At 37.2% G+C, this 26,132-nt stretch carries 21 protein-coding genes; 7 read left to right on the top strand and 14 right to left on the bottom strand.

The window, feature by feature from the left end; all coding sequences use genetic code 11:
• Window positions 1–222: 222 nt before the first annotated feature.
• The 5 genes from mmsB to RT723_RS06655 all read right to left on the bottom strand — a co-directional run bounded on the left by mmsB (window position 223) and on the right by RT723_RS06655 (window position 5,983).
• On the bottom strand, window positions 223–1,116 hold the full coding sequence (mmsB, locus tag RT723_RS06635) for a 3-hydroxyisobutyrate dehydrogenase (protein ID WP_315946397.1): 894 nt from the start codon (window positions 1,114–1,116) through the stop codon (window positions 223–225).
• A 53-nt stretch (window positions 1,117–1,169) separates the two neighbouring features.
• The gene (locus RT723_RS06640) at window positions 1,170–2,297 is read right to left on the bottom strand and encodes an enoyl-CoA hydratase/isomerase family protein (protein WP_315946398.1); all 1,128 of its coding nucleotides are present in this window, start codon (window positions 2,295–2,297) and stop codon (window positions 1,170–1,172) included.
• A gap of 97 nt (window positions 2,298–2,394) precedes the next feature.
• On the bottom strand, window positions 2,395–3,171 hold the full coding sequence (locus RT723_RS06645; RefSeq protein ID WP_216054373.1) for an enoyl-CoA hydratase: 777 nt from the start codon (window positions 3,169–3,171) through the stop codon (window positions 2,395–2,397).
• A gap of 51 nt (window positions 3,172–3,222) precedes the next feature.
• Window positions 3,223–4,380, bottom strand: coding sequence for an acyl-CoA dehydrogenase family protein (locus tag RT723_RS06650; protein ID WP_315946399.1), 1,158 nt, complete (start codon window positions 4,378–4,380; stop codon window positions 3,223–3,225).
• Window positions 4,381–4,480: 100 nt separating this feature from the next.
• Entirely contained in the window at window positions 4,481–5,983 is a 1,503-nt protein-coding gene (locus tag RT723_RS06655; RefSeq protein ID WP_315946400.1) for a CoA-acylating methylmalonate-semialdehyde dehydrogenase, read from the bottom strand.
• Window positions 5,984–6,129: 146 nt separating this feature from the next.
• Here RT723_RS06655 and RT723_RS06660 point away from each other — a divergent pair, with 146 nt between their 5' ends.
• Window positions 6,130–7,035, top strand: a complete 906-nt coding sequence (locus RT723_RS06660; protein ID WP_315946401.1) for a helix-turn-helix transcriptional regulator — start codon at window positions 6,130–6,132, stop codon at window positions 7,033–7,035.
• 81 nt (window positions 7,036–7,116) lie between these two features.
• On the opposite strand, the gene RT723_RS06665 is transcribed toward RT723_RS06660, so the two are convergent.
• Window positions 7,117–8,469 (bottom strand): sodium-dependent transporter, encoded by a 1,353-nt coding sequence (locus RT723_RS06665; protein WP_315946402.1) that lies wholly within the window; start codon window positions 8,467–8,469, stop codon window positions 7,117–7,119.
• A 317-nt stretch (window positions 8,470–8,786) separates the two neighbouring features.
• Between RT723_RS06665 and kynA the strand changes: the two genes are divergently transcribed.
• Window positions 8,787–9,635, top strand: coding sequence for a tryptophan 2,3-dioxygenase (kynA, locus tag RT723_RS06670; RefSeq protein WP_315946403.1), 849 nt, complete (start codon window positions 8,787–8,789; stop codon window positions 9,633–9,635).
• Between the two features lie 99 nt (window positions 9,636–9,734).
• On the opposite strand, the gene RT723_RS06675 is transcribed toward kynA, so the two are convergent.
• The 4 genes from RT723_RS06675 to RT723_RS06690 form a co-directional block, all read right to left on the bottom strand.
• Window positions 9,735–11,354 carry a GAF domain-containing hybrid sensor histidine kinase/response regulator gene (locus RT723_RS06675; protein WP_315946404.1) on the bottom strand — a complete coding sequence of 540 codons (1,620 nt, stop codon included), beginning with the start codon at window positions 11,352–11,354 and terminating at the stop codon, window positions 9,735–9,737.
• Window positions 11,355–11,501: 147 nt separating this feature from the next.
• Window positions 11,502–11,792: a DUF1244 domain-containing protein gene (locus tag RT723_RS06680; RefSeq protein ID WP_315946405.1), complete on the bottom strand. Its 291-nt coding sequence runs from the start codon at window positions 11,790–11,792 to the stop codon at window positions 11,502–11,504.
• 158 nt (window positions 11,793–11,950) lie between these two features.
• Window positions 11,951–14,260 carry a S9 family peptidase gene (locus RT723_RS06685; RefSeq protein ID WP_315946406.1) on the bottom strand — a complete coding sequence of 770 codons (2,310 nt, stop codon included), beginning with the start codon at window positions 14,258–14,260 and terminating at the stop codon, window positions 11,951–11,953.
• Between the two features lie 321 nt (window positions 14,261–14,581).
• Complete coding sequence (locus tag RT723_RS06690; RefSeq protein WP_315946407.1) at window positions 14,582–15,196, bottom strand: TetR/AcrR family transcriptional regulator; 615 nt, start codon at window positions 15,194–15,196, stop codon at window positions 14,582–14,584.
• Between the two features lie 189 nt (window positions 15,197–15,385).
• Between RT723_RS06690 and RT723_RS06695 the strand changes: the two genes are divergently transcribed.
• From RT723_RS06695 to RT723_RS06710, 4 genes are all read left to right on the top strand, one after another.
• Entirely contained in the window at window positions 15,386–16,582 is a 1,197-nt protein-coding gene (locus RT723_RS06695) for an efflux RND transporter periplasmic adaptor subunit (RefSeq protein WP_315946408.1), read from the top strand.
• A 12-nt stretch (window positions 16,583–16,594) separates the two neighbouring features.
• Entirely contained in the window at window positions 16,595–19,768 is a 3,174-nt protein-coding gene (locus RT723_RS06700) for an efflux RND transporter permease subunit (protein ID WP_216054384.1), read from the top strand.
• 158 nt (window positions 19,769–19,926) lie between these two features.
• The gene (locus tag RT723_RS06705; RefSeq protein ID WP_315946409.1) at window positions 19,927–20,664 is read left to right on the top strand and encodes a hypothetical protein; all 738 of its coding nucleotides are present in this window, start codon (window positions 19,927–19,929) and stop codon (window positions 20,662–20,664) included.
• Between the two features lie 163 nt (window positions 20,665–20,827).
• A complete protein-coding gene (locus RT723_RS06710; protein WP_216054386.1) occupies window positions 20,828–21,043 on the top strand; it encodes a hypothetical protein in 216 nt (71 codons plus the stop codon).
• A gap of 80 nt (window positions 21,044–21,123) precedes the next feature.
• On the opposite strand, the gene RT723_RS06715 is transcribed toward RT723_RS06710, so the two are convergent.
• On the bottom strand, window positions 21,124–22,962 hold the full coding sequence (locus RT723_RS06715; protein ID WP_315946410.1) for a hypothetical protein: 1,839 nt from the start codon (window positions 22,960–22,962) through the stop codon (window positions 21,124–21,126).
• A 44-nt stretch (window positions 22,963–23,006) separates the two neighbouring features.
• Window positions 23,007–23,636, bottom strand: a complete 630-nt coding sequence (locus RT723_RS06720) for an FMN-binding negative transcriptional regulator (protein ID WP_315946411.1) — start codon at window positions 23,634–23,636, stop codon at window positions 23,007–23,009.
• A 119-nt stretch (window positions 23,637–23,755) separates the two neighbouring features.
• Between RT723_RS06720 and RT723_RS06725 the strand changes: the two genes are divergently transcribed.
• Window positions 23,756–24,175 carry a BLUF domain-containing protein gene (locus tag RT723_RS06725; RefSeq protein ID WP_315946412.1) on the top strand — a complete coding sequence of 140 codons (420 nt, stop codon included), beginning with the start codon at window positions 23,756–23,758 and terminating at the stop codon, window positions 24,173–24,175.
• A gap of 18 nt (window positions 24,176–24,193) precedes the next feature.
• Here RT723_RS06725 and RT723_RS06730 read toward each other — a convergent pair whose 3' ends face one another.
• Window positions 24,194–24,742, bottom strand: coding sequence for a YdeI/OmpD-associated family protein (locus RT723_RS06730; protein WP_315946413.1), 549 nt, complete (start codon window positions 24,740–24,742; stop codon window positions 24,194–24,196).
• An 83-nt stretch (window positions 24,743–24,825) separates the two neighbouring features.
• Window positions 24,826–26,127, bottom strand: coding sequence for an ATP-binding protein (locus tag RT723_RS06735; protein ID WP_315946414.1), 1,302 nt, complete (start codon window positions 26,125–26,127; stop codon window positions 24,826–24,828).
• Window positions 26,128–26,132 lie beyond the last annotated feature (5 nt).

Raw genomic sequence — 26,132 nt, forward strand, 5'->3', positions numbered from 1 at the left:
GTTTTGTTTTCGGCGCAACCCTTTATTGCAAATAAATTACAAAAAACGTTTAACCGAACAATAAACACACAAACCGCTGTATAAGTGAACCGAACAGCGTCATATTCTTTGCTCTTCCACTAAAAAAGTCCGGAAATTAACTATAGTTAAGTTCCAGGCTTTGGCAATTTTAATGATGAATATATTTCTATTTATTCACTTATATACGATTTAGGCTAATTTTTAAGCATCGTTAGCACTGAATTGCTGAAAGATGCTCGAAAAGTCTTTTTTACCATTTCCTGCTTTTTGATGTAATGCGTATAAATTTCTTGTTAATGCACCTAAAGGAGTGGATGAATTTGACTGAACGGCGGTATCCATTGCCAAGCCTAAATCTTTTGCCATTAAGTCAGTCATAAAGCCACCTTTATAATCATTCGAAGATGGCACCCCTTCACTAACGCCTGGACAAGGATTATAGACTTCCAATGTCCAGTTACTGCCCGAGCTATTAGACATAATTTCAGATAACACTTTTGGATCTAAGCCATTGTCGATCCCTAACTGTATTGCTTCAGACGTACCAACCATCAAAATGCTTAACAACATGTTGTTGCAAACTTTAGCAACTTGCCCTGCACCAACCTCTCCTGCATGGAAGATATTTTTGCCCATCACATCTAAAAAAGGTTTTGCTACTGCAAAGTTTTGTTCTGAACCACCTACCATAAAACTTAAGGTACCAGCAGTTGCTCCAGCTACACCACCCGATACAGGTGCATCAATGAAATGAATATTATGCGCTTTTAAGCCTTCTGCTGTTTTAATAGCGGTGGCAGAGTCGATAGTTGAAGAATCTATAACCAATGTTTCCGCTGTTAAAACCTCAGCTAAACCATTATTTCCTAAATACAAGTCATAGACATGTTTACCTGCTGGTAACATAGAAATTACAACATCGGCATCTTTAACAACAAGCGTTGGCGTTTCAGCTGTCGTCGCACCAAGTGTTACTAATTTTTCAACCGCTGCTGGGAACAAATCAAACACACAAACGTGATGACCTGCTTGTATTAAATTAGCAGCCATTGGGCCGCCCATATTACCTAATCCAAAAAATGCGATATTTGCCATGTTAAAATTCTCTTTATTTGTTCTAAGGGGATTGTCTTAACAAACTAGACAATCTAGTTGCCTAAATTTTTTAACGGATGTTTGTCAGAAGACCAAGGTGAAACAAACATGTTATTTACAGATTCTTCATCAACGTCATGTACGGTATTAAAGTGCCACTGAGGTTTATTGTCTTTATCTATTAATAGTGCACGTACTCCCTCGGCAAATTCACCAATAGCCGAACATTGAACAGATAGTCCAAGCTCTAAGCGAAAACAGTCTGCAATTGATAGATTTTTACCAACTGATAATTGGCGATGGATTATATGCGCGGTTAATGCACTGCCATGAGCTAAAGAGGATTGCGCTTTATTAAACCACTTATCTTCTATTTGTTGATCCAAAATTTTAACCACTGCGGCTTCAACTATTTCACATTCGTCTAATTCAGTTAATAGTGGTGCAAAGCGGTGTAAGTTTCCTTCAGGGATCAAGCTTTCATCTTGTTTTTCAAACTTAGCTAATAATTGTGAGAGTTTTTGATGATTTAATCTGTCCAGACTTTCCCAATTCACTAATAACAACTCTTCGATTAAATCAATTTTATGCTCAGCACTAATAAAGTAATCCGCTAAATTAACAAACTTCGCATCTGCTGCATTGATAGAAGCTCCGGTTAATCCTAAAAATAAGCCACAACCTGCAGGCATTCTATTTAAGAAATAACTTCCACCGACATCAGGGTATAAACCAATGGTGATCTCTGGCATTGCTATTCTTGATTTTTCTGTCACGACTCGATGACTTGCGCCAGCCAACAAACCAAGTCCGCCGCCCATGACTATGCCATGTCCCCATAATAAAATAGGTTTAGTATAAGTATGGATTAAGTGATCAAGCTCGTACTCTTTTGTGAAGAACTCTTCTACTTCTATTGAATAGTTACCTTTTCCTGCTGCTACCGTTGAGTTATATAATTGAACGACATCCCCACCGGCACAAAATGCTTTTTCACCGGCACCTTCTAACATCACCATAGCGATGTCTTTATCTGCTTGCCATGCGAGTAACTGAGGCATTAAAAGGTTAACCATATCTAGGCTAAGTGCATTTAGTGATTTTTCAGAGTTTAATGTGGCGACACCAATTTTTTTATCAGATACCGACTCTAGCTCTATAAATAAAACAAGGTTAGACATATTTTTTCCTAAAAGGCCTACGACCTACAAACTTACTATTTACAAGGCTTTCTATTTAAAAGACTTTTATTTAAAAGACTACGAACTGCTATATCTACTATTCGTTTAACCAAGTCGGCTTACGTTTTTGTAAAAAGGCATTCACGCCCTCTTTTTGATCTTTACTGTCAAATAAGCCAACAAACATTTCACGTTCTAATGGCAACGCCGCATTTATATTGCCACTTCTGCCTGCTTGAATAAGTGTTTTACAAGCGGTAATTGAAGTTGGACTTTGTTCTGCCGTTTGTTCGGCTAATTTCATCGCTGCATTTAACGACTCACCTTTGGCAACGACTTCTTCAACTAAACCAATTTTTAACGCCACGTCTGACTTAATGCGTTCACCACATAAGATCATACGTTTTGCCCAACCTTCACCCACTAACCAAGATAAGTTTTGTGTGCCACCAGCACAAGGTAACAAACCTACTTTTGCTTCAGGCAATGCCATTTGAGCTTGCTCTTCACAAATTCGAATATCACAAGCTAACGCAACTTCTAATCCACCGCCCATGGCATAACCATTAATTGCGGCAATAGATACACCTTGGAAATCACGTAGTGCTTCAAAAGCGGCACCAAATACTCTTGCCATGTCAGAGGCAACGCCTTTATCACCGTCAGCAAACACGTTTAAGTCCGCACCGGCAGAAAAAAACTTGTCACCTTCCCCGGTGATCACTAAAGCATAAACGGCTTTATTTATGTTTAAGGCTTCAACTAATGATTTTAATTCGCTTAATGAATCAAATGTCCAAGTATTGGCTGGAGGGTTAGCGATAGTGATTTGAGCTATGTGCCCATCTATTTTTAATTTAAGTAAATCTGACATAATTGTTCCTTATTTCTTATCGTTATAGCTAAAGCTGTTACAGATTAAGATCTATAGTATTGGCCCTGCAGCTTCGTCTAATAATCGTCTAGCAATAATCAAACGCATGATCTCGTTAGTCCCTTCAAGGATTTGATGTACACGTACATCTCTAAAATGACGTTCAAGTGGATATTCTTTGATATAGCCATATCCACCATGTAATTGCAGTGCTTCATTACAGACTTGGAAACCAATGTCGGTAGCAAAACGCTTTGCCATGGCGCAATAAGCCGTTGCTTCTGGATCATTTTGATCTAATTTAAATGCAGCTAGTCTCACCATTTGTCTGGCGGCGACCAGTTCTGTTGCCATGTCGGCCAGTTTAAATTGTAAAGCTTGAAATGCCGCTAACGGTTTGCCAAATTGCACACGTTCTTTCATGTAATTTAATGCGGTATCTAATGCTTGCTGGGCCGTACCAATTGAACAAGTTGCAATATTAATTCGACCACCATCTAACCCTTTCATAGCAAAAGAAAAACCTTGGCCTTCTTCACCAAGTAAATTGGCAAGTGGTATACGTACATTATCAAACGTTATTAATCTTGTTGGTTGCGCATTCCAACCGAGTTTTTCTTCTGCTTTACCATATATGACACCTTCAGCATCAGCAGGGACAACAACTGCAGAAATGCCTTTTGCGCCAGCTTCACCAGTTCTTACCATCACTACTAAAACGTCAGTTTCGCCCGCGCCAGAGATAAACATCTTGGAACCGTTAATGACATATTCATCGCCATCATGTTTAGCAGAAGTCGTTAATGAAGCTGCATCGGACCCCGCCCCAGGTTCTGTTAAGCAATAAGAAGCTAATTGTTCTCCCATGACTAATCCTGGGCACCATTGTTGTTTAACTGTGTCGGTCCCCCAAGTTGCTATCATCCAAGTTGCCATGTTGTGAATTGTGAGCATAGCCGTAGTGGCTGTACACCCCATGGCGAGTTGCTCAAATATTAACGAAGCATCTAACCGGGATAACCCCATACCACCAGCGTCTTCCGGTGAATATAAACCGCAAAAACCTAGCTCCCCAGCTTTGGCCATCACATCTTTTGGAAAGATATGTTCTGCATCCCATTTTGCTGCGTTTGGCAGTAACTCTGCATCCGAAAACTGTTTAGCAACATCAACAAACGCTTTTTGATCGTCATTTAAATTAAAATTCATGAAAGATCCGACTTATTTTATTATTCGTTATTTATTATTCGGTGTACTACCGCACTGTGTTTATGACACTTAACAACAATGCGGCAAGTTACATTTATCTTTATTTAAGAGCAATTGACATGTTAGGACCCGCATCAGCTGACTCATCAGCGTGATCATCATACCAACGTGCTGTAATGGTTTTAGTTTCTGTATAAAACTTAACGGCTTGTTTACCGTAGGCATGTTGATCGCCTGCAAAAGAACCTTTCCAACCCGTAAATGAAAAGAATGGTAATGGAACTGGAATTGGAATATTAATACCAACTTGACCAACTTCGATTTCATGCTGATATTTACGCGCTGCAAAACCTGACGATGTGAATATTGACGTGCCGTTACCGTATGGATTTGAATTAATCAAACTAATCGCATCATCCAATGTATCGACGTTCATGGTTAAAAATACTGGGCCAAAAATTTCTTGTTTGTAAATTTCCATCTCAGTCGTCACATCTGTAAACATCGTTGGACCAACCCAGTTCCCATTTGGAAAACCAGCCACGGTAAAGTTAGACCCATCTAAAACACAATTGGCTCCTTCTTGTTTACCTGTTTCAATTAACGCTTCAATACGATCCTTCGCCGCTGGAGTTATTTGAGGGCCATAAGCCGCGTCTGAGTCGGTGTAATGACCAGGACGTACCGATGCTAATTTTTCTTTTATTTCAGGTATCCATTCTTTGGCCGACCCTACAAAGACGGCAACAGAGATTGCCATACAACGTTGTCCTGCTGCGCCAACCGATGCACCAACAATATTGTTAATAACTGCAGCTTTATTTGCATCTGGCATAACCACCATATGGTTTTTAGCACCTAAGAAGGATTGAACACGTTTCATGTTGTCTGTGCCTGTTTTATAGATGTATTGACCAACACCAACAGAACCGACAAATGAAATCGCTTTCACTGACTCTTCATGTAATAAGATATCAACTTGTTCTTTATCACCATGAACCACTTGTAATACACCTTTTGGTGCACCAGCTTCTTCAAACAACTCTACTAAACGAGTTGGACATAATGGATCTTGTTCAGACGGCTTTAAGATAAAGGTATTACCACAAGCAATTGATAGTGGGAACATCCAAAGCGGTATCATTGCAGGGAAGTTAAATGGCGTAATACCAACACAAACACCTAAAGGTTGTGTATAGCTATATGTATCAATACTGGTCGCAACATTTTCAACGGTTTCGCCCATCATCATAGAAGGGATATTTGCTGCATGTTCAACCACTTCAATACCACGCCAAACATCGCCCATCGCATCTTCGTGGGTTTTACCTAACTCTTCACAAATGATACCTGCGATTTCTTCTTGATGTTCTTTTAATAAAGCAGCATAACGCATCATAATGCGAGCACGTTCCATGATTGGTTTGTCTTTCCAAACTTTAAACGTTTCTTTAGCGCTGGTAATAGCTTGTTGCATTTCATCTGCTGTCGCGCAAGGTACCTGAGCAATCACTTCTTGAGTTGCAGGGTTTGTAACATCAATCACGCGGGTTGATTTTGACGACACCCATTCGCCGTTTATAAATAGAGGTACTTGTTTCATGCTTATGCCTTTTATAATTTAGTTATTTCTTGCTACTGCGTTTTACAGTTTTAAGTACAAGGAAATTTCATTGAGCTGATTAAAACAGAGCTTCCAACTATTTAACATTGATTAAATTGTTATTTTAATGGACTATCTTGCCATACATGACTAATCGAGTTGAATTTATGAGCGCTCCGTCAAATTGGCCACTACCTAAGTCTAGTATTCGTTATCTAATACCGAAACCTATGATTGAACAACTTGAACTGAATGTGGTGAGCCGTGGATTATTTCCTTTAGCTTTTGGTTATTACGAAAATGCCCACAACCACGCAATTAAAAGGCTGGAGCATACAGACCACTTGTTAATTTTTTGTTGTGCAGGCAAAGGGACAATCAGCTCACCACACTATAATCAAACTATAATGGAAAATGACATTTTGATGATCCCCAAAGGAATTACGCATCATTATAAAGCCGATAGTAAAGATCCTTGGAGCATTTATTGGGTGCATATGGATGGACATTTGTTTATGCAATTTATGGATATTATTGGTTTAAATAAATCACAATTAAAAATCCAAATATTAAACCCAATACAAATAAAGAATGAATTTGAACAATTAATGGAAACCCGCCACCAAGGTTACCAACTTAACTCATTTATATTAGCGGCGAACATCTTAAAAAAAATATTGAGTTTGTTAACCATGCAACTTCCTGCTTTGCATGTTACGCCGCAAAAAGATTTCAACTTAATTACCTTCAATGCCTTTTTGGAAGAGAATATTACCAAACAGCTTTCGTTAGATGAAATGGCTTCATACATGGGGTTATCTAAATTTCATTTTGCGAAGAAGTTTCAAACCACCACAGGAATAAGTCCAGTGAAATACTTTTTGGAAATTAAAATACAACACGCTTGTGGTTTATTAGACAGGTCGAGTAAACCCATTAAAGATGTTGCTGCAGTATTAGGTTATGACGACCCTTATTATTTCTCACGTTTATTTAAAAACGTAATGGGTTTATCACCTAAACAATATCGCCTTTCTCGTCACGGCCACTAAAATTATCTGTACCAAACTAAATAATAGGCATAAAAAAACCGACGATTGTCGGTTTTTGATTTTAGAAATACCTTATGTTTCTTAGCCAACAAAAATTGTGTGGTAAGCCATAGCTAAAATGAGCGATGGGCAAACAAAACGAACATAACCAGGCCAGATCTTCCAAAACAAAGATGACTCTACATCATCTGCACCTTGTTTAATTTCTTGTAGTATAGAATCTCGTTTCCATACCCAACCGGTAAAGATACACAACATCAAGCCTAATAAAGGTTGGCTATATTGTGTGGTTAAAGAAATAACTAAACCAAATAAAACTTCAAAGTTGAAGATCAGTAACATGCTGATCAGAACAACAAAGATACCGATCGCCCAAGAAGCACCTTTTCGTTCTAACTTCGTGCTTTCAATGGTGAAAGCCACTGGCACTTCTAACATTGAAATCGATGAGGTTAATGCCGCTATTGTCATTAATACAAAAAAGACAAAAGAAACATAATCACCAGCACCACCCATAGTGTCGAACAAGGCAGGAATAACAGTAAAGATTAATTGATCTCCACCTATTAATTGACCAGCTTCATTAAAGATAGTTACACCATTCGCAAGCGCTACATACATAGCAGGAATAATTAACATACCTGACATAATAGCGATACCAACGTCAACTAAGGCAACCGATGCACCTAAAGACACAAGATTTTCTTTTTTACTGACATACGAACCGTAAACAAGCATTGAACCTACGCCCAATGATAAAGAGAAAAATGCTTGGCCCATTGCACTTAGTATTAAATCGCCATTTAGAATTTTAGAAAAGTCCGGTACTAAGTAGGCTTTCCAACCTTCTGATGCACCAGCTTGCATACTCACATAAATTATCAACAATACAATTAATACTAATAACATAGGCATTAATCGACCTGACCATTTTTCAATACCGCTACTAACGCCACGAGATACAATCACTATAGTCATTAAGGCAAAAACTAAACTGAATACAATATTTCTGGAAATTGAAAAGTCCGTTAACCAAGTAGATGCAGCAGACCAGCCTAATACTTCAGTTGCCGCTTGAAACATATAAGCAATCATCCAACCCGCAACTATCATGTAGAAGCTGAGAATTAGACTCACAACAATTAATGCCCAGTAACCTGTGCCAGCGCCAATCTTTTTAGCTATGTTACCCGCAGATATCTTTTTTAACGCATCAACCATGTTTGATTGCGAATGTCGCCCAATCACTAATTCAGCCATTAATATTGGATAAGCAACAATAAAGGTAAGTACTAAATAAACCAGTACAAATGCAGCACCACCGTTACTGGCAACTTGAGTGGGAAAGCCCCATATATTACCTAAACCTACAGCAGACCCAGCCGCTGCTAATATAAATCCTAATCGAGATGAAAATTGACCTCTAACCGCCATGGATGACACCTTTTTATTATAATTATTTTTAATATTCTGCTTTATAAATGGAATGTCTGTTTAGCAAAGAAATAGACATCATGAGCAGTAACTAGATTTTGAACTTGAAACTAACGTCATATTTGTTCTTAGTCAATTTAATCTGTAAAGAAATTATCTAGCTTTTGTCACATTCGTAAAATTTATCAAAAGCTAAAATTATTATCATTATTAAATTTTGCTTATGCAGGTTAAAATACAGTTAAGAAACCAATTAGAGATGATTAATTTATGTTCACTCACATGAGATAAATTAATCGGTTTAAAGGAAATAATGTATGTCATGTCCACATTCAAGTAATTATCGCGAGATGGAAGACTCAATAAAAACAGATTTTAAAGATGATATGTCTTATGGCGACTATTTAAATTTAGAAAAAATCTTATCCGCTCAACAACCTCAGTCTGATCAACATGATGAAATGTTGTTTATTGTAATCCATCAAGCCAGTGAATTATGGTTGAAATTAGCAGGTCATGAAATAACTTCAGCTATATCTATGCTAAAACAAGCGGAGTTTGGCCCGGCTTTTAAAGTGATCTCTAGAGTTAAACAAATTTTTATTCAACTTACGCAATCTTGGAATATATTATCAACGTTAACCCCTGTTGATTATTTAAAGTTCCGCGACTCGTTAGGGCACTCTTCTGGTTTCCAATCTTATGGTTACAGAAAGATGGAGTTTTTACTGGGCAATAAAAACCAAGAACTAATAAAAGTGCACGCCAGCAATCCTACTGTTCACGAAGAGTTATCTGCTATTTCAGATGCACCGAGCATTTACGACGAGATCATTAAAATAATGGCAAGCTCAGGGTTTAAAATTGACCAAAACATGGTTGAAAGAGACTTTAACCAGCCTTACCAGAGTAATGAGTCAGTATTAAATGCGTGGTTAGAAGTTTACAGAAATGCCGATAAACATTTTGAATTATACGAATTAGCCGAAAAACTTATGGACATTGAAGACGCATTCCAACAATGGCGTTTTAAACATATGTATACCGTACAACGTATCATTGGCAATAAAATGGGCACTGGTGGCTCGTCTGGCGTTTCTTTCCTTAAAAAAGCTTTAGATATTAGTTTTTTCCCTGAGTTATTAGAGTTAAGAACAAAACTCTAATTTGTAAAAATACAACTGTTAATGTGACGTTTTATTGATGAATTCTAATCATCACTACTTAAGCCGTCATATTAACGGTCTATCTTATTAACCTGCAATTCACCACTTAAATTCTACAATAGCTTCCGATAGCGCCATTTTTAAATCTTCTAGCAAAATAGGCTTAGTAAGAAAGTTATTAAATAATTTCTTTTCTCTAGTACTTCGGTACACATCTGCTGTTAAAGCAAATATGTATTGATTTGGATTAATAGATTTGATCATACGGCTTGTCTCTAATCCATCTATACCTGGTAAATTAATGTCCATTAAAATAATTTCGTATTCATTAGACTTTAAGTTATCCAATGCTTCTTCTCCAGAGCCAACCACACTTGTCTTTATACCTAGTGATTTTAACATTGCAGAAATAACCATTTGATTCACTATATTATCTTCAACAACAAGTAGCGTTAAACGATTGTACATACTAATGTCGACATTTTTAGCCTCTAGTTTTATTAGCTCTTCATCATTAGGTAATTTGAAAGGCAATTGAACATGAAATTCAGTGCCTACATTAGGCTTACTTTTAAGGTTTATTGTTCCGCCCATCAAAGTAACAAGTCCTTTAGTGATGTATAATCCTAAACCAGTGCCTTCAAAATTAGTTTTACTTTTACCAACTCGCGAGTACTTATCAAATAATAACGATAGATCTTCAAGTTCTATTCCTACCCCTTCATCAACAATGACAATATTTAACATGTTATCAATAATACAAAGCTCTAATCGAACGGATTTGTCAGGGTCTGTGAATTTAATCGCATTTCCAATAAGATTCGTTAATATTTGTCCTAGTTTTGATACATCGATTATTATAATTTTCGGTATATCGTTATGCTCAACTTTTGAAAAGTTAATATTTTTTTCTTTCGCTTTACCCGACAGCGACATAAAAATGTTATTTATATAATCAAGTAAATTACAGTTAACTTGCTCTAACTCCATTTTTCCAGCTTCAATTTTACTTAAATCCAACACTGAGTTAATAATCGTTAATAATCTTTTACCGCTAAAATCAATTTTTTCAATAAAATCATACTGCTCCGAAAAAGCTTGCTTCAACTCTTTGTTTTCTAGTAACAACTCTGAAAAACCAATAATTGCGTTTAATGGTGTGCGTATTTCGTGGGATACATTTGATAAAAATTCTGTTTTATACTGATTCGCAACCTCTAACTTTATATTACTCATTCTAATCTCTAATTGAGCAATAACTTCACGGCCTAATAACTTGAGGGACTTCTTTTGTCTGTCACTTAACTTTTTAGGGTGGTCGCTTATTACGCACAAAGTACCAATTTTATAACCAGATGGTGTCCTTAAAGGGGTACCAGCATAAAAACGAATATTTGGCGCAGACGTGACAAGTGGGTTATCAAAAAAGCGTTCATCTTTAAGTGCATCTTGTATTTCGAAAATATCGTCTTGCAGTATTGCATGAGAACAAAATGCAATATCTCGATCAGTTGACTCTGCATCTAAACCTACCTTTGATTTAAACCACTGCCTATCTGGATCGACTAGACTAATTAGAGAAATGGGTGTTTCGCAAATCTCGGAAGCTAACTCGGTCAGATCATCAAATATTTTTTCTGCTTGAGTATCTAAAACATCGTATTCAAATAGCGCTTTTAGTCGTGCGTTTTCGTCGTAAGGTTTATCAGCAGCGTTCAAATCCAATTCCTTTTATTACGAGTTAATTACGAATACTTAGCATGGCATTAGTTAGAGAAATTGCTAAATTGTTTAGCGTTTTATTTGTAATTAAATTTAATAGGCAGTTGATTCATTTTTTCATATCTCGTTTTATCAGAAACCTAATTATTTTTTGGCGTTTAATAGTTCAAAACGCGCTAATTGCTCTGGTGTGGCAGGTAATTGATGTTGTTCTTTCCACTGCGAATAAGGCATACCGTAAACTTGTTCACGGGCAGTGTCTATGTCTACTTCGACACTTATTTTTTCCGCCTCTTGCACTGTCCATTTTGAAAAACAGTTTCGACAAAAACCAGCTAAGTTCATTAATTCAATATTTTGCACATCTTTGCGGCTGTCTAAATGCGCTAATAATCGACGAAATACCGCCGCTTGAATTTCTATTTCTTTATCCATAATCGTAACCTTTTTAACTTAATTTTATGACGTTAGCTTAAAGTAAATTGTTTATTGACGCTAGGTTTTAGAAACTAGGTTCAACGCAAATAAAAAGGCGACTAACGGTTAAGTTAGTCGCCTTTATTATTCGTAGTTAAATACGTTTATTGATTAACTTATTTAATCAGGTTTTTCTCAAAGAAATTAACCATCAATCTTGCTCTGTGTAAGCTCGTTCCTTTGCCTTCACGTAAACTATGTGAACGGTTTGGATAAGACATGAACTCAAATTGTTTGTCATGTTTTACCAATTCATTGATCAGTCTTTCAGAACCTTGGTAATGAACATTGTCATCTCCAGTGCCATGAATTAACAATAATTTACCAGTTAAGTTTTTCGCAAAATGAACAGGTGAGCTGTTGTCATAGCTTTCTGGATCATCATTTGGGTTGCCCGCATAACGCTCTTGGTAAATTGTATCGTATAAACGGATATCAGGAACCGGTGCTGAGGCAATACCCACATGGAATTTATCACCATGACGGAACAATAAGTTCAATGTTGAACTACCACCACCAGAATGTCCCCAAACGCCAACACGGTCAGTATCAATAACAGACCAACGGTTAGCCATAGCTTCTAACGCATCAACTTGATCTTGAACGGTTACAATACCAATTTTTTTATAAATTGATTTGCGCCAGTCACGACCTTTAGGTGCTCGGGTTCCGCGATTATCCACAGATGCGACTATGAAACCTTTTTGCGTTAATAAAGACTTGTATAAATAGTTTCCACCTTCCCAACGATCTTGCACTGTCGATCCCCAAGGTTCGCCGTAAACATAAAATACGATTGGGTATTTTTTAGATTTATCCATGTCCGCTGGGAACATAATATAACCATCTAATTCTGTACCGTCTTTTGCAACTACGCTAAAGAACTCGTGTTTTGGTAATTCAAGTTTGGCTAGTTTTTCTTTAAGTTCTTTGTTCTCAACTAACACTTTAACCGTTGAATGATCGCTCACTTTAACAATTTGTTTGGTCGATGGAACGCCATAACTAGAGTGGGTATGCATAGCCCAAGATGCGTCTTCAGACATGTAATACGAATTTGAACCAGAAAGTTGCTCTGGTGTAATACGAACCGGTTTTGCAGAACCATCTAATGTAGCTTTAAATAAATACCTTTGACCTGGGTCATCTGGTGATGCGGTAAAGTAAATGGCATTTTTTTCTTCGTTCATCGCTAACATAGAAACGATGTCATACTCGCCCGGCGTTAAATCAACAATCGTTTTACCGTCACGAGAAACTCGATAAAGATGACGCCAGCCGTCTCTTTCACTGTGCCATACAAAGTACTCGCCATCTTTTGACCAGTTTGCATCATAAAACCATTCTAAAAAGGCCTCATCTTTGTCTTCTAAGATATTAGCTAGTTTGTTGTTTTCCCAATCAAACAACCACAACGTATTGTGATTTTGTGGACGATTAACATCTTGGATCAATAACTCTTTTCCGTTACCAGTCCAGCTTATTCTTGGAATGTAACGGTCGCGGTTGTCACCTTCTAAATTAGCCCAACGTGTTTTTTTATCTGACAACTTCACAACACCCACTTTAACCGCGGAGTTTTGCTCACCGGCTTTAGGGTACGGGAATTCAGTTAATTCAGGATATAACGATTTAGTGTTGTTGATCATAGTGAAGTATTTAACACCAGAGGTATCTAACTGCCAGTAGGCAATATTTTCACTGTCAGGACTCCAACGGAAACCATCACGGATTGAAAACTCTTCTTCATACACCCAGTCAAAATTACCATTAACTGTGTTTTCATCACCGTCAGTGGTCAAGGCTGTAATAGTTTGATCACCCACTTTTTCAGTGTAAATATTGTTGTCTTTTACATAAGCAACACGTGTACTGTCAGGTGAAAATTTTGCAAACATTAATTTTGAAGGTTCTGGTGATTCACCACCAAGTTGATATAAAGCCGACGTTTCAAGGTTTAATACCCAGAAATCACCGCGACTACGCGAGCGCCAAACTTTTTTACCGTTGGTAAATACCATTAACCACTTACCATCTTCAGACCATTGATAATCTTCGATAGATAGAGGTTCTTCTGCACCTTTAGGGATCAGTTTTTCAAATTCAACCAGTACGTTTCGACCGGTGGCATCTGGGTTATAAAAAACAATATCATTGCCGCTTATGCCGTGTTCTTCATCTGAAGTTTGCTCTGAATCTTCAGATACACCTTCACGTTCTTCTAATACGGTGTAACCTGACCCATCTTTTAACCATCTAAAATAGGTGCCACGCTCTCCGCTAAAAGTTTTATCTTTATAAATGCTTTCAAGTGTCAGTTGCTCACTGCCCACTTCGATATTTTGCGTCTCAGATTGGCCACAGGCTTGGACTAGAAATCCAGCTGCAATCAAAGATAGCAATCGAAATACGTTTAGATTTTTCATCTATCGTTCCTAAGTTAATTCTTGCTGTTAGTTCTTAGAATAAGTGCTAAAGATTTTGCTTAGACTTATTAATCGTGGTCAAAGGTATACCAACTGCAATTAAAACTAAAGTGCCCTGTGATTAATTGCTACGAATCTACATAAAATCGAGTTTATTCCAATAACAATAGTTATTAATGTTGAATTAATAATCAGTGGAATCAGTTCAGAGTCGCCAATTTATAAGAAAGTTACAGATAGGCTGATTGATAAGCCTTAAATAATTCCAAGGGTTATTTGTGATGGAAGTGTGCGGTTATCGATATTTGGATGTTTTAAAAACTAGATTTTATTGAGTGTTTTTGGTGATAAGCCAAATGAAAATACATGACAAACCTGATCAATCAATAACTCAATCTCTTCCTGAGGAAGAGGCGGTTGCCATTTAATTGCTTGTTCCCAATAGATCAATTGTTTAATACTGCCGTAAAACATAGTGCCTGCGGTTTTGGCCGTTAACTCACCCAATGTACCGGCTTTTTCAGCATAGGAAAACCAACCGGTTAGTCCTTTTTCACAATCGGTAAATTTAACATTTACTCTGTCAGCCGCTTCTTTAGAGCGCATAGACTCGATAATAACGATACGAGATAACGTAAGATAGTCTTCATTTTGGGTTAGTTTGATCACTTCTTTAGCCAATAACTTTAGCTGATCGAACAAAGGCATGTTTGGGTGGTAAGGAAAGTCTTTTAATCGTCTAATGGTATTTAATTGTAATTCAACAACTTCATCAAACAATTCATCTTTATTAGCGTAATGTTTATATAAGGTACGTTTAGAAACCTGAGCACTTTTTGCAATTTGTTCCATAGTGGTGCCCATCACGCCACATTTTGCAAACTCTGCAATAGCGGCATGAAGTATATCACTTTGTTTAGCATTGCAATGCTCCATAAAAATCAAACTACCTTAATTATTTCTATCCAAACTTTAGCTTAGAACCAGTTTAACTAAGAGTTAGTTAAATTATTCTAAAGAAAGTAAACGGCACCGTGTACCTCATAATAATTTTAGTATACACTATCGTTTACTTTTGATTAACCGTTATTTTAATTTTACTTTTAAATTAAGTTTGGAACCAATATGCCAATTAAAAACCATACTGTTTTAACCCCGCTAAAGTTAGCTGTTTTGGGAGCCTTTTCAACTTTTATCATTGGCTGTGGTGAAGCCCCAGCTTCTGGTGGACATGGTGGAATGCCTCCAGCGAGCGTTTCGGTAATGTCAGCAACCACACAAGATGTGGCTTTTAATATTGAATTACCAGCAACCCTTTCAGGTTCTAAAGAAATTGAAGTGAGAGCTCGTGTTGGTGGCATCTTAACATCACGTAACTTTGATGAAGGTCAACCGGTTTCTAAAGGTCAATCACTTTTCACAATCGATATTGAACCTTATAAATTAGCGGTTGCTCGTGCCAATGCTGTATTGCAAAGTGCAAAAGCCACATTATCTAAAGCTAAAAAAGACGTAGCTCGTCTTTCAGAGCTAAAAGACAATAAATCAATTTCACAAAGTGACTTTGATAATGCTCAAGCTTCAGTCGAAATAGCAACGGCTGAATTGAATAAAGCCAATATCGAATTAGAACAAGCCAAGTTAAACTTAGATTATGCTCAAGTGCAATCACCGGTTAATGGTGTAATGGGTAGAGAATTTGTTTCTGAAGGTACCTTTATTACTGGTCCAGAAGTGTTATTAAGTCAAATCACACAATTAGACCCTATTCGTTTACGTTTTGGTTTGTCAGAGCGTGAGCAATTAGCAATGCGTACAGACCAAGCAGCTGGAACTCTTACGTTACCTGAAGATGGCCATTGGAAAGCAAGCATCAAATTACAAGATGGTTCACAGTACCCGCACACAGGTTTAGTTAACTTCAGTGATATCCGTATTAATCAATCCACAGGTACTAGTGAATTACAAGCGGTTGTCGCCAATCCAGAGTTTAGTTTACGTCCAGGTCAATTTGTACGTGTAATTTTATCTGGTGCCGTTCGCAAAAATGCGTATTTAGTACCACAACGTGCCGTGTTAGATAATGGAACTGGTAAATTTGTATATTTAGCAACGCCTAATGATAAAGGTATGACCGTTGCCCTTCCTGCGCCAGTAAAAGTAGGCGAATGGGTTCAACAAGAAGTTGACGGTGTAGTTAATAATTATTGGGTAATACGTTCAGGTCTTAAACAAAATGACCAAGTGATCGTAGATGGAATGGCTCGTATTTTCTTCCCGGGTATGCCTGTAGCCATAGCTGATAATAGCCAAGCTCAATAATAAGGATAACGTATGTTTTCTAAATTTTTTATCGATAGACCAATCTTTGCATTTGTCATATCTATTATAATTGTATTGGCTGGGTTGGCCGCCATGCGCAGCTTACCTATTTCACAATACCCAGAAATATCACCGCCGGTTGTACAAGTGGTTGCGGTTTACCCAGGCGCATCTGCTGAAGTGCTGTCTCAAACCGTTGCGGCGCCTATCGAAAATGCCCTAACGGGTGTTGAAGGCATGATGTATATGTCATCAAGTTCTTCAAGCTCTGGTGTTGTTACTATCTCTGTTACTTTTGAAATTGGAACCGATGTTGACCAAGCAACCGTAAACGTCAACAACCGAGTTAAACAAGTTGAAGCTCGATTACCAGAACAAACCCGACGTCAAGGTGTACAAGTTGAAAAAGCCTCATCAAGCTTTTTACAAATTCATGCCTTTTTCTCACCAGATGGCAGTCGTTCAAGCCTTTGGACGTCTAACTACGTGACCTTAAATATACTTGATCAAGTCAAGCGTATTCCAGGTACAACAGGTGTGACTGTGTTTGGTGCCCGTGATTATGCTATGCGTATCTGGTTACGCCCAGACATCATGAGTCAATTAAAAGTAACTGTGCCTGAAGTGGCTGCGGCAATTAGTAGTCAAAACTCGCAATATGCCGCGGGGAAAATTGGTGCTACACCTACATCAAGCTCACCTCAAGAGTTAGTTTATAACGTTACGGCACAAGGACGATTAACCGATGCCAGTGAGTTTGAAGAGATTATCATTCGAGCTAATGCCGATGGTAGTTCGTTAAGATTAAAAGATATCGCTCGTGTAGAACTTGGTTCTAAAGATTACAACTTTAAAGGGACGTTTAACGGAAAAGACGCGGTTTTATTAGGTGTATTCCTTAATCCAGGCGCCAATGCGTTAGATGTTGCGGGTGAAGTTAAACGTGTAATGGAAGAAGTGAAACAACAATTCCCTATGGGACTTGAGCACTCTACGTCATACGACACCACACGTTTTGTTGAAGTATCTATTACTGAAGTAGTAAAAACGCTTGCAGAAGCTATGTTACTTGTTTTCCTAGTTGTTTACTTATTCCTACAAAACTGGCGCGCGACATTAATTCCTATTTTAGCGGTTCCGGTATCCTTACTTGGTACATTTGCTGGTTTGTATATGTTGGGGTATTCAATCAATACTCTGACCTTGTTTGGTATGGTGTTATCAATTGGTATTGTGGTAGATGATGCGATTGTTGTGCTTGAGAATGTTGAACGTATCATGCACGAAGAAGGCTTAAACGCACGTGATGCTTCTATTAAAGCGATGAAAGAAGTCAGTGGTCCAGTTATCGCTATCGTATTAGTTTTATGTTCAGTGTTTGTTCCAATTGCTTTCTTAGGTGGGTTAACAGGTGAGTTATTCCGTCAATTCGCTATCACTATTTCAATTGCTGTAAGTTTATCAGGTGTCGTGGCATTAACGATGACCCCTGCCCTTTGTGTGTTGATATTAAAACAAGAACACAAACAAACTGCTCGATTCTTCTTATGGTTTAATCGTGTATTTACCGCAATTACCGGTAAGTATGTTGGTGGCGTAAGTTTCTTTGTTCGCCGTGGATTATTAGGCCTAACCTTAGTGGTTGGAATGGTCGCTATTACCGGAGTTATGTGGAAAAACACGCCTGGTTCATTGGTACCAGACGAAGATCAAGGTTTCTATATTTCCGCAATATTCTTACCCGATGGCGCGTCTTTAGAACGTACTGAAAAAGTAACAAATGAAGTTATCGCAGCGGCCAAATCTAACCCGGCTAATCTAGATGTTGTGGCCTTTACCGGTTTTGACTTTATTGGTGGTGGTTATAAAAATAACGCAGCCACTTTATTTGTAACGCAAAAAGACTGGAGCGAACGTGAACAAGATACAACGTCATTAGTTGGTGAATTGTTTATGAAAACCGCACACATCAAAGAAGCATTAGTATTAGCGTTTAACCCACCAGCAATAATGGGATTAGGTAATACAGGTGGATTTGAAGTGTATCTGCAAAGTAAAGGCAGCAATAGTACGGAAGAGTTAAAACAAGGTATGCAGCTCCTTATGGGGGCTGCTCAACAAAGCCCAATCTTAGGTGGTATACAAACTTTATGGCGTCCAAATGCACCTCAGTTAAATGTAGATGTTGACCGTGAACAAGCTCGTGCTATGGGTGTTGATATTAGCGATGCATTTACTGCATTAGCAGGCAACTTAGGCACTTATTATGTAAACGACTTTAATAAGTTTGGTCGTGCATGGCAGGTTATTATGTCTGCAGAAGCTGAATTTAGGAATTCACCTGAAGATATTGGCCGTATTTACGTAAAAAGTAGTTCTGGTGAAATGGTGCCTATCTCTGCGTTTTCAGATATTAAGTTTAGTCGTGGGCCCGATAGCCAAGACAGATACAATAACTTACCTGCGGTTAAACTATTAGGTAGTGCCGCTCCGGGGTACAGTTCTGGTCAAGCTATCGCTGAGTTAGAGCGAATTGCAAAAGAAGTATTACCACCTAATTTAACTTACGAATGGACTGGCGCAGCGTTCCAAGAAAAACAAACATCTGGCACAACGGGTCTAGCGTTAGGTTTAGCTGTTATCATGGTGTTTTTAATCTTAGCGGCCTTGTACGAGCGTTGGTCGTTACCGGTTTCAGTATTACTTGCTCTACCGTTTGGTACATTTGGTGCGCTTGTTTCTGTTTGGATTGCAGGTTTAACAAATGATGTTTATTTCCAAATTGGCCTTGTTACCCTGTTGGGGCTTGCCAGTAAAAATGCCATATTAATTGTGGAATATGCATTAATGAAATATCAAGAAGGTTGGAGTGCAAGCAGTGCAGCATTAGAAGCCGCACGTTTACGATTCAGACCAATTCTTATGACATCGTTAGCCTTTATCTTAGGTGTTGTGCCATTAGCGTTTAGCTCTGGTGCCGGCGCAGGTGCTCGTCACAGTGTTGGTACTGGTGTTATGGGTGGCATGATTGCAGCGACGTTCTTAGCTATCTTCTTTGTGCCTTTATTTTTCTTCTGGTTAACAGATCGTAAGTTAACAGAGAAACGTTCTCGCCAAGAGCTTGCTGAAGAAATTGCTGATAATCACAAAAAAGAACATGTGAAAACAGAAGAAGGTTTAGTGTAAATACGACTTTGTTTTTATAAATATTTAATAAGGGAACCTAAGTGGTTCCCTTTTTTTATGCATTTACTCTATTGGTATATACCTTGCTATTCCATGTTCAAATACCCCTTTATTCATCAGACAAAACTATCTTTATCGTTACATGAAAGGAATCGAGCATGTCAATTTTAAACCAACTATCTTCGCTATTTTCTAATAACGTAAGCCAAACGCCATATAATCAACATAGCCAAAACACAGCTTCAAAGCTTGATAATACAGTTACTAATAACACGGCATCTTCTTTAACTAGTCATCATTATGGTGATAGCGTAACAATATCTAATACGGCAAAATCAATTTTAAGTTCTGATCAACGTGATGATAATTCAGTTACGATGAATACCAACAAAGGGTATAAAAAGTTAGATTTAGATGACTACGTTTTGCCGCCACAAGGCAACGAAGGGGTAAAGGGATTAAATGATGTTGTATTTTTATTGCCCTCTCAAGATAATGTTGACGCAATAACGGAACACCTTTCGAAAAAAATGCCGCAGTTTTTAAAGGACAATAATATTCCTGAGCCTCCGAGTACTATTCAATACGATAACCTAGGACAAATTCAACTCCCCCATGATTATCCTTATGCAGCACAGTTCAAACAAGCATTAGAAGAAAAACCTGCTATGGCTCGTGAATTACATACAGTTAATGCCCTAGCCTCTCATGTTAATGAGATGAAAAAGTTAACCCCCTTTAATGAAGAGTTTTCGCAAGCCAAAAGCCTTTCTGAGCAAAACTTGATTGCGAAAAAGTATCAACATTTACTTAATGACAATAGAGAGAACGACATAATTTTGTTAAATTTTGATACCGATGGGAAGCTTTCGATTAGCGCAGAAAAAGCCACTTAGTGTTTAACCTTATCATGCTTAACGTTGCTAATTAGTAGTCAAATCTTGATGCATTCATATTTGTTTACAATTGTATTTAGCAATTAATTAAAATGTTAAAGAAAAATTTTGTACTTTTGTTAAGCTGTTTAAGGTTGTTAAAAATTATCTAAAGGAACTCACCATGAGAGATGATTTAAAAGGATTATGCTTATTTCTGGGCATGTTAAGTTTAGGTTATGTGGCTTTGTTATTAGCCGTGGCTATTTTCACTGGCGCTAAAATTTACAAAGGCATATTTTTGATTGGCTTAATTGCTGCGAGTTTAATTACCTTAGGGTTAAACAAACAAGTCAAAAACCGTATTATAGATTTCACCAAATCACTTGCTGTTAGATAACATAATCTAAACTTAAAGCAAAAAAGGAGCGAATGCTCCTTTTTTATTGCCTATTTAATGACTACCTTAAGAACGCTAAGTTAACTTATTTTACCTGAAGGTAGCTTATAAGATTCAACCTCTAAATAAGCCGACACCTGTTTGTCATGTGACAAGGTTATCGGACGTTGATCTTTAAATTTAACTATAGATTTGTTCTCTTCTACTGCGGTATTAGCTTTTGTGATTTTAATAACATCATCCAAAACCTTTAAATCTAATAACGCTGAATTTTCTTTATAATTTATCTCAGTAGACACCTTTCCGCTCGATTCAATTCTTTTTTTGATATCTTCAATCGACTCATTACTAATAGATTTATAGTTAGATAATTTACCTGCGTTATCTAAGGTCGCACTTAATGTCTGTTCCCAGTGGTAATCTCTTGAATGGCTTTTCACATCTAGACTATTAGGAATATAAGTAACGATTTCACTTTCCACATCTAGTTGTTTTGATTGCGTGATTTTTTTAGTTTGGTTTACGGTCTCAACCTGGGTATTTTGCGACATATCAATTTGGGTATCATAGGTTTTTAAGCCTGAACGAGACATGACGGATAAGGTAAATTCAAAATCCATTAAGGTGCTGAACTTCATTAAGTTCATCGACGGCAGCGAATATTCTAGACCTAAAAGCTGGTCATTGACCAAATTTAGCGTAGTAGCCTTATTTGGGTTATCACTGTCGTTATTATTAACCGCTTCCATATTGGTAAAAAGTGACGAATAACTGTCTAATAAATATTGGTTTAGGCCGCTATTTCCGGCAAAAGATCCATTGGAGTCGTCTAATACCTTTTTTAATTGCTCAATGTTCTTAGCCAGTTGGCCATTGTCTTGTGATTGATTTAACCCAGTTGTTAATGAAAAGTCGTAACTTAACTGCTTGGTAGCATGTTGCATGCTCGTGGTTAACGTTTGAGTTTGATTCGCCTTATCTATTTGATAGTGGTAACTCGACTTGTTTAAATTTTTCTGCATGTTAATTTCGAATCCAGTTAATATACTGCTATCGAAACTATCCCCCAACACAAGCTTATCTAATGAAAATCCTTTGTTATTAGATTGCATGGTATCAAGGTTATCTTCAATAAATACGGAAGCCTTTTCATACAAGGATTCTAACGCGTGCTGTTCTTCTTCGGAGATATCACCATCAACCGTGATAGAAAAGTTTGAATGCAAACTGATACTGTCTAAATCAGCAAGTGCAAAATTCGGTTTGTGATACTTTATAAATATCGTATCCCCATCTTGCGTCTTTACTTCAAAGGTAAAATAATTATTCTCTTCTTTAGACGCCAAGGCTAATTTTTCTAATTTATTAATCTCACCTTCAATGTAATATTCACTGTTCGCTAAGTATTGTTGTGCATCTTCATCTAAACGACCTAAGTTAGATAAGATCTCTTTTACTTGTGTATGAGCTTGTTTTGAATGTGTAATGTGCGATTTTGACAATTCAGCAATTTTTGCCGCCCTATCTCTCTCAAGGTCAACGTATTTAAATTCTGTGATTGTGAAACTTTGTTTGGAAAGGCGTAAATAGTTATCTTGAACTGATTCAAGTGAGTCATTCAGATTTGAATCTAAATATCGTTCAGTGAGCCTTGAGGACATGCTGTTTGAGATTGCTGTATTAGAAAAACTTAACGTGTCACTCGGGCTTAATAATACCTTAGATAGCCATTGTTCAATACTGGACTCAGATAACGGTAACTTATCTTTTGTTACTGATGTAGCAACTTTAGGCGGGTGACTCACAGAAGTATCATTTTCAATACGCTTCTGGTTATCCGTATTATTTACAGATTGCGCCTGATTGTGGCTAGTACTTGCCACTTTAGCTGAAATAGGTTGTTCGATTGAATTAAACACTTGTCATCCATTGAAAGTAAAATAATCACTTCTATATCGACGTTTTATTGCAAATCATTAATTAACTCACTGATTTTAACTTGTTGAGCTTGTCCGTTTTCAATTAAACGTTGCATCACGCCAAGCTTATTAACATCCGGCTGGTTTTGACTTAACTTCCACTTACCTTCTATTTCATCAATTGAAATTTCAATACCGACAATAGCAGATAACATTTTGTCGATATATTCCACAGGTGCATCTGTAATTGACCAAGGAGATATTTGTTCTGCTTCATGTTCTTTAGTTAACGTGTCGAGCATACGGTATACCCATTGTTCATCATGAATAAATGAAATATTACCTTTAACGTGAACGACAACATAATTCCATGTTGGTACGGCTCTACCATTTTCTTTTTTAGTTGGGTAATAATTGGGGGAAACATAACAGTTAGGGCCATTAAATATAAGTAATACGTCTGCCCCTTGTTCGACAGACTGCCAAAGTTTATTAGCTTTGGCAATGTGTGCATGAATAGCCATTCCTCCATCAGATTCAACAATTGTAACAGGCAAATGATTTGCTTCGATGCCTGAAATAGAATGCGTTATTAAAGTAGCAAATGGGTATTCACGCATTATGGCTATGAGTTCACGAATATCAGTTTGTTTAAAATTATTTGGGGCGTACATTTGTTGGTGATTCCAATATGCAAATTTCTTAGTAACAATTTTTTTATTTAAATTAACTTTTCTGCGAAAAAATTAACACCATCTATAATATATAAAATCACTTACTTTAGGCTTTACATATGCTTTCGAGAATCATTTACACCAGTACTATTTCAAATGACATCACACCTAAAGAAATAGAAAAAATCCTTACTAAGGCTCAGAGTAATAATGACAAAAAAGATATTACTGGAATGCTATATTTTAGTAGAAATAAATTTTTACAGTGTCTTGAAGGTGGACGAGTTAGCATAAATGAAACTTATCATACAATTTTAAATGACACTCGACATTCAAATATTATTTTATTGAATTATGAGGAGATTTCTCAAAGAGTCTTTAGTAATTGGTCAATGGCATATGTACCAGAATCGAGTTTATCTGCTCCCATAAACTTAAAATACTCTAACTCTACTATTTTCAATCCAAGTGAAATGTCGAGTGAAAGTATATACAAAATGATGTTAGAGCTGAAAGATGTTCTTACAAGTGTTAACTAGGGTGCTATTTAAATTTTACTAATACGGCTTAGGGGCATTCAAGGCTTTACTGTAGAAGCCTGATGGGTCAAAACAACACACTCGACGTTTACCCGACGCTAACATGGAACACGCATCGTTTATGCGCTTAACCCTAGTTTTGGTTTGTTTAGCAGAGATAATCCAATGTATCCAATCTAACCGAGCTATTGTTGTTGTATCATTCCAAACTGTTTTCGCAACTGGATCTGCCGCAAGTGCTTGGGCTAAATCCGTTGGTACCTCTGGTTCTGGTTCTTGTTCCATTGGCTTGATGTCAAATGTAACAAGATCTCCAATCACTAAACCTGCGACTTTGAGCATATGTTGATCTAGTTTCAACCAATGACTGAGTTGTCCATCAGGGTCTAATGTTGCAGTAAATTCATGTCCATTAATTGTCCCTTCGATACTTGTCTTGCCACGTCTGGGTAATGTTTCACTGACTTCTTTTGGTAACACAACAAATGCCCATTGTTCATCTGTTTCAGACAATGCCGGTGTTAATAATGTTGCTTGAAATAGTGACGTTTTATTGTTTTTATTCATCAATTGTTATCCCTGTAAATAACAATGTTGAGGTGTATTAAGTTAAATTACTACAATAGATATCAACTTGGGAAGTAACAAAGTTAGGTTTTAGCCAGTTGACTAAATATAACCGTAAATTTAGCTCCACCTAATGTTAACGAATCATCAATAAATAATTGACTGTTATGCCATTGGGTTATCCTATCTACGATGGCTAATCCCATACCAAAACCAGTAATTTCATTTGAGTCGGAGCCTCGGCAGAAAGGTTTAAGTAAATCCTGCCTTTTGTGCCTTGGGATACCAACACCATCATCTTCAACAGAAAAATGAACTTGCCCATCAACCTGTTCTAGTGAGATCTTGATCTTACTTTTACTGTACTGAACTGCATTTTTTAATAAATTATTGATTAACATATTTAAGTATTTTTCATCGGCTAAAACCAAATAAGGTGGTGATACCGCCTCAATCTCCCAACTATTGTTATTGTCAGGCGTTTTAAATGCATCAACACATTGATGTATTGAACTGAGTAGGTTTAATTCATGTTTATCAATGGCGACCATATTCTGTTCTAAACGGGCATAACATAATAAAACGTCCACCAACTTTTCCATTTCGTTGATGTCGTTGTTCATTCGGTTTTCGTATTTTTTACGTTTGATGTGATCATCCGTGTCTTGCAACATTTCAATGCCAAACCTCAGTCTAGCCAATGGGGTTCTTAAATCATGGGCAACCGCATTACCTAACATTTCATTATCAGACACTAAGGTCTCAATACGATTAGCCATCCGGTTAAATTCATCTTGTACTTCGGTAATGTATGAACGTTTTGGCATATTAATTCTATGGGTTAAATCACCATTACCTACCACTTTAGCGCCGCGTTTAAGGGCTTGCAGATCTCGGATTAGTGGATACAACCAAATAAATAAAATGAAAATAATCCCTAAGTAAAATACCAGAGTTAAGGTTATTTTAATTTTATCATTGCCCTTAAAAACTAAACTTCGCTCTACAACTAACGTCATCACTTGTTGATGTTTAGGTAAAATGAAGTGTATTGAAATATTCTCATCTGACTCAAGCATCAAAGGTTCACCTTGATTAAAACTTTGTTGCAATGACATTGGTAATTGAAATTCATCGAGTGAGGTAACCGTCAAAGAAAGTTGTTGAGTATCCTCCCAACTATCTACAAATTGTTGGGTATTGGATTGCTGATCTATATTTTTAGCTAAATACCTACCCAAGCTGATATATGGAGACAGTTCATCGGCGTTAATCGTTTCTTGGTCATTCGATTGATATTGAGAAAATAGTTCATCTAACCCCCAACCTAAAGCATAAATGGTAAATAAAATAACGGCGATTAGTGATAACGTGAGTTTTTTCAAAACAG

It is taken from the genome of Psychrosphaera aquimarina, from assembly GCF_032461525.1.
In the GTDB taxonomy this organism is placed as follows: Bacteria; Pseudomonadota; Gammaproteobacteria; order Enterobacterales; family Alteromonadaceae; genus Psychrosphaera; species Psychrosphaera aquimarina.

Excerpts from the sequence above, each read along its gene's own strand:
- RT723_RS06660 (WP_315946401.1), top strand. The coding sequence starts at position 6,130 with ATGACTAATCGAGTTGAATTTATGAGCGCTCCGTCAAATTGGCCACTA.
- RT723_RS06665 (WP_315946402.1), bottom strand. The coding sequence starts at position 8,469 with ATGGCGGTTAGAGGTCAATTTTCATCTCGATTAGGATTTATATTAGCA.
- RT723_RS06710 (WP_216054386.1), top strand. The coding sequence starts at position 20,828 with ATGAGAGATGATTTAAAAGGATTATGCTTATTTCTGGGCATGTTAAGT.
- RT723_RS06690 (WP_315946407.1), bottom strand. The coding sequence starts at position 15,196 with ATGGAGCATTGCAATGCTAAACAAAGTGATATACTTCATGCCGCTATT.
- mmsB (WP_315946397.1), bottom strand. The coding sequence starts at position 1,116 with ATGGCAAATATCGCATTTTTTGGATTAGGTAATATGGGCGGCCCAATG.
- RT723_RS06650 (WP_315946399.1), bottom strand. The coding sequence starts at position 4,380 with ATGAATTTTAATTTAAATGACGATCAAAAAGCGTTTGTTGATGTTGCT.
- RT723_RS06720 (WP_315946411.1), bottom strand. The coding sequence starts at position 23,636 with ATGTACGCCCCAAATAATTTTAAACAAACTGATATTCGTGAACTCATA.
- RT723_RS06655 (WP_315946400.1), bottom strand. The coding sequence starts at position 5,983 with ATGAAACAAGTACCTCTATTTATAAACGGCGAATGGGTGTCGTCAAAA.
- kynA (WP_315946403.1), top strand. The coding sequence starts at position 8,787 with ATGTCATGTCCACATTCAAGTAATTATCGCGAGATGGAAGACTCAATA.
- RT723_RS06695 (WP_315946408.1), top strand. The coding sequence starts at position 15,386 with ATGCCAATTAAAAACCATACTGTTTTAACCCCGCTAAAGTTAGCTGTT.
- RT723_RS06680 (WP_315946405.1), bottom strand. The coding sequence starts at position 11,792 with ATGGATAAAGAAATAGAAATTCAAGCGGCGGTATTTCGTCGATTATTA.
- RT723_RS06645 (WP_216054373.1), bottom strand. The coding sequence starts at position 3,171 with ATGTCAGATTTACTTAAATTAAAAATAGATGGGCACATAGCTCAAATC.
- RT723_RS06705 (WP_315946409.1), top strand. The coding sequence starts at position 19,927 with ATGTCAATTTTAAACCAACTATCTTCGCTATTTTCTAATAACGTAAGC.
- RT723_RS06640 (WP_315946398.1), bottom strand. The coding sequence starts at position 2,297 with ATGTCTAACCTTGTTTTATTTATAGAGCTAGAGTCGGTATCTGATAAA.
- RT723_RS06730 (WP_315946413.1), bottom strand. The coding sequence starts at position 24,742 with ATGAATAAAAACAATAAAACGTCACTATTTCAAGCAACATTATTAACA.
- RT723_RS06700 (WP_216054384.1), top strand. The coding sequence starts at position 16,595 with ATGTTTTCTAAATTTTTTATCGATAGACCAATCTTTGCATTTGTCATA.
- RT723_RS06685 (WP_315946406.1), bottom strand. The coding sequence starts at position 14,260 with ATGAAAAATCTAAACGTATTTCGATTGCTATCTTTGATTGCAGCTGGA.
- RT723_RS06725 (WP_315946412.1), top strand. The coding sequence starts at position 23,756 with ATGCTTTCGAGAATCATTTACACCAGTACTATTTCAAATGACATCACA.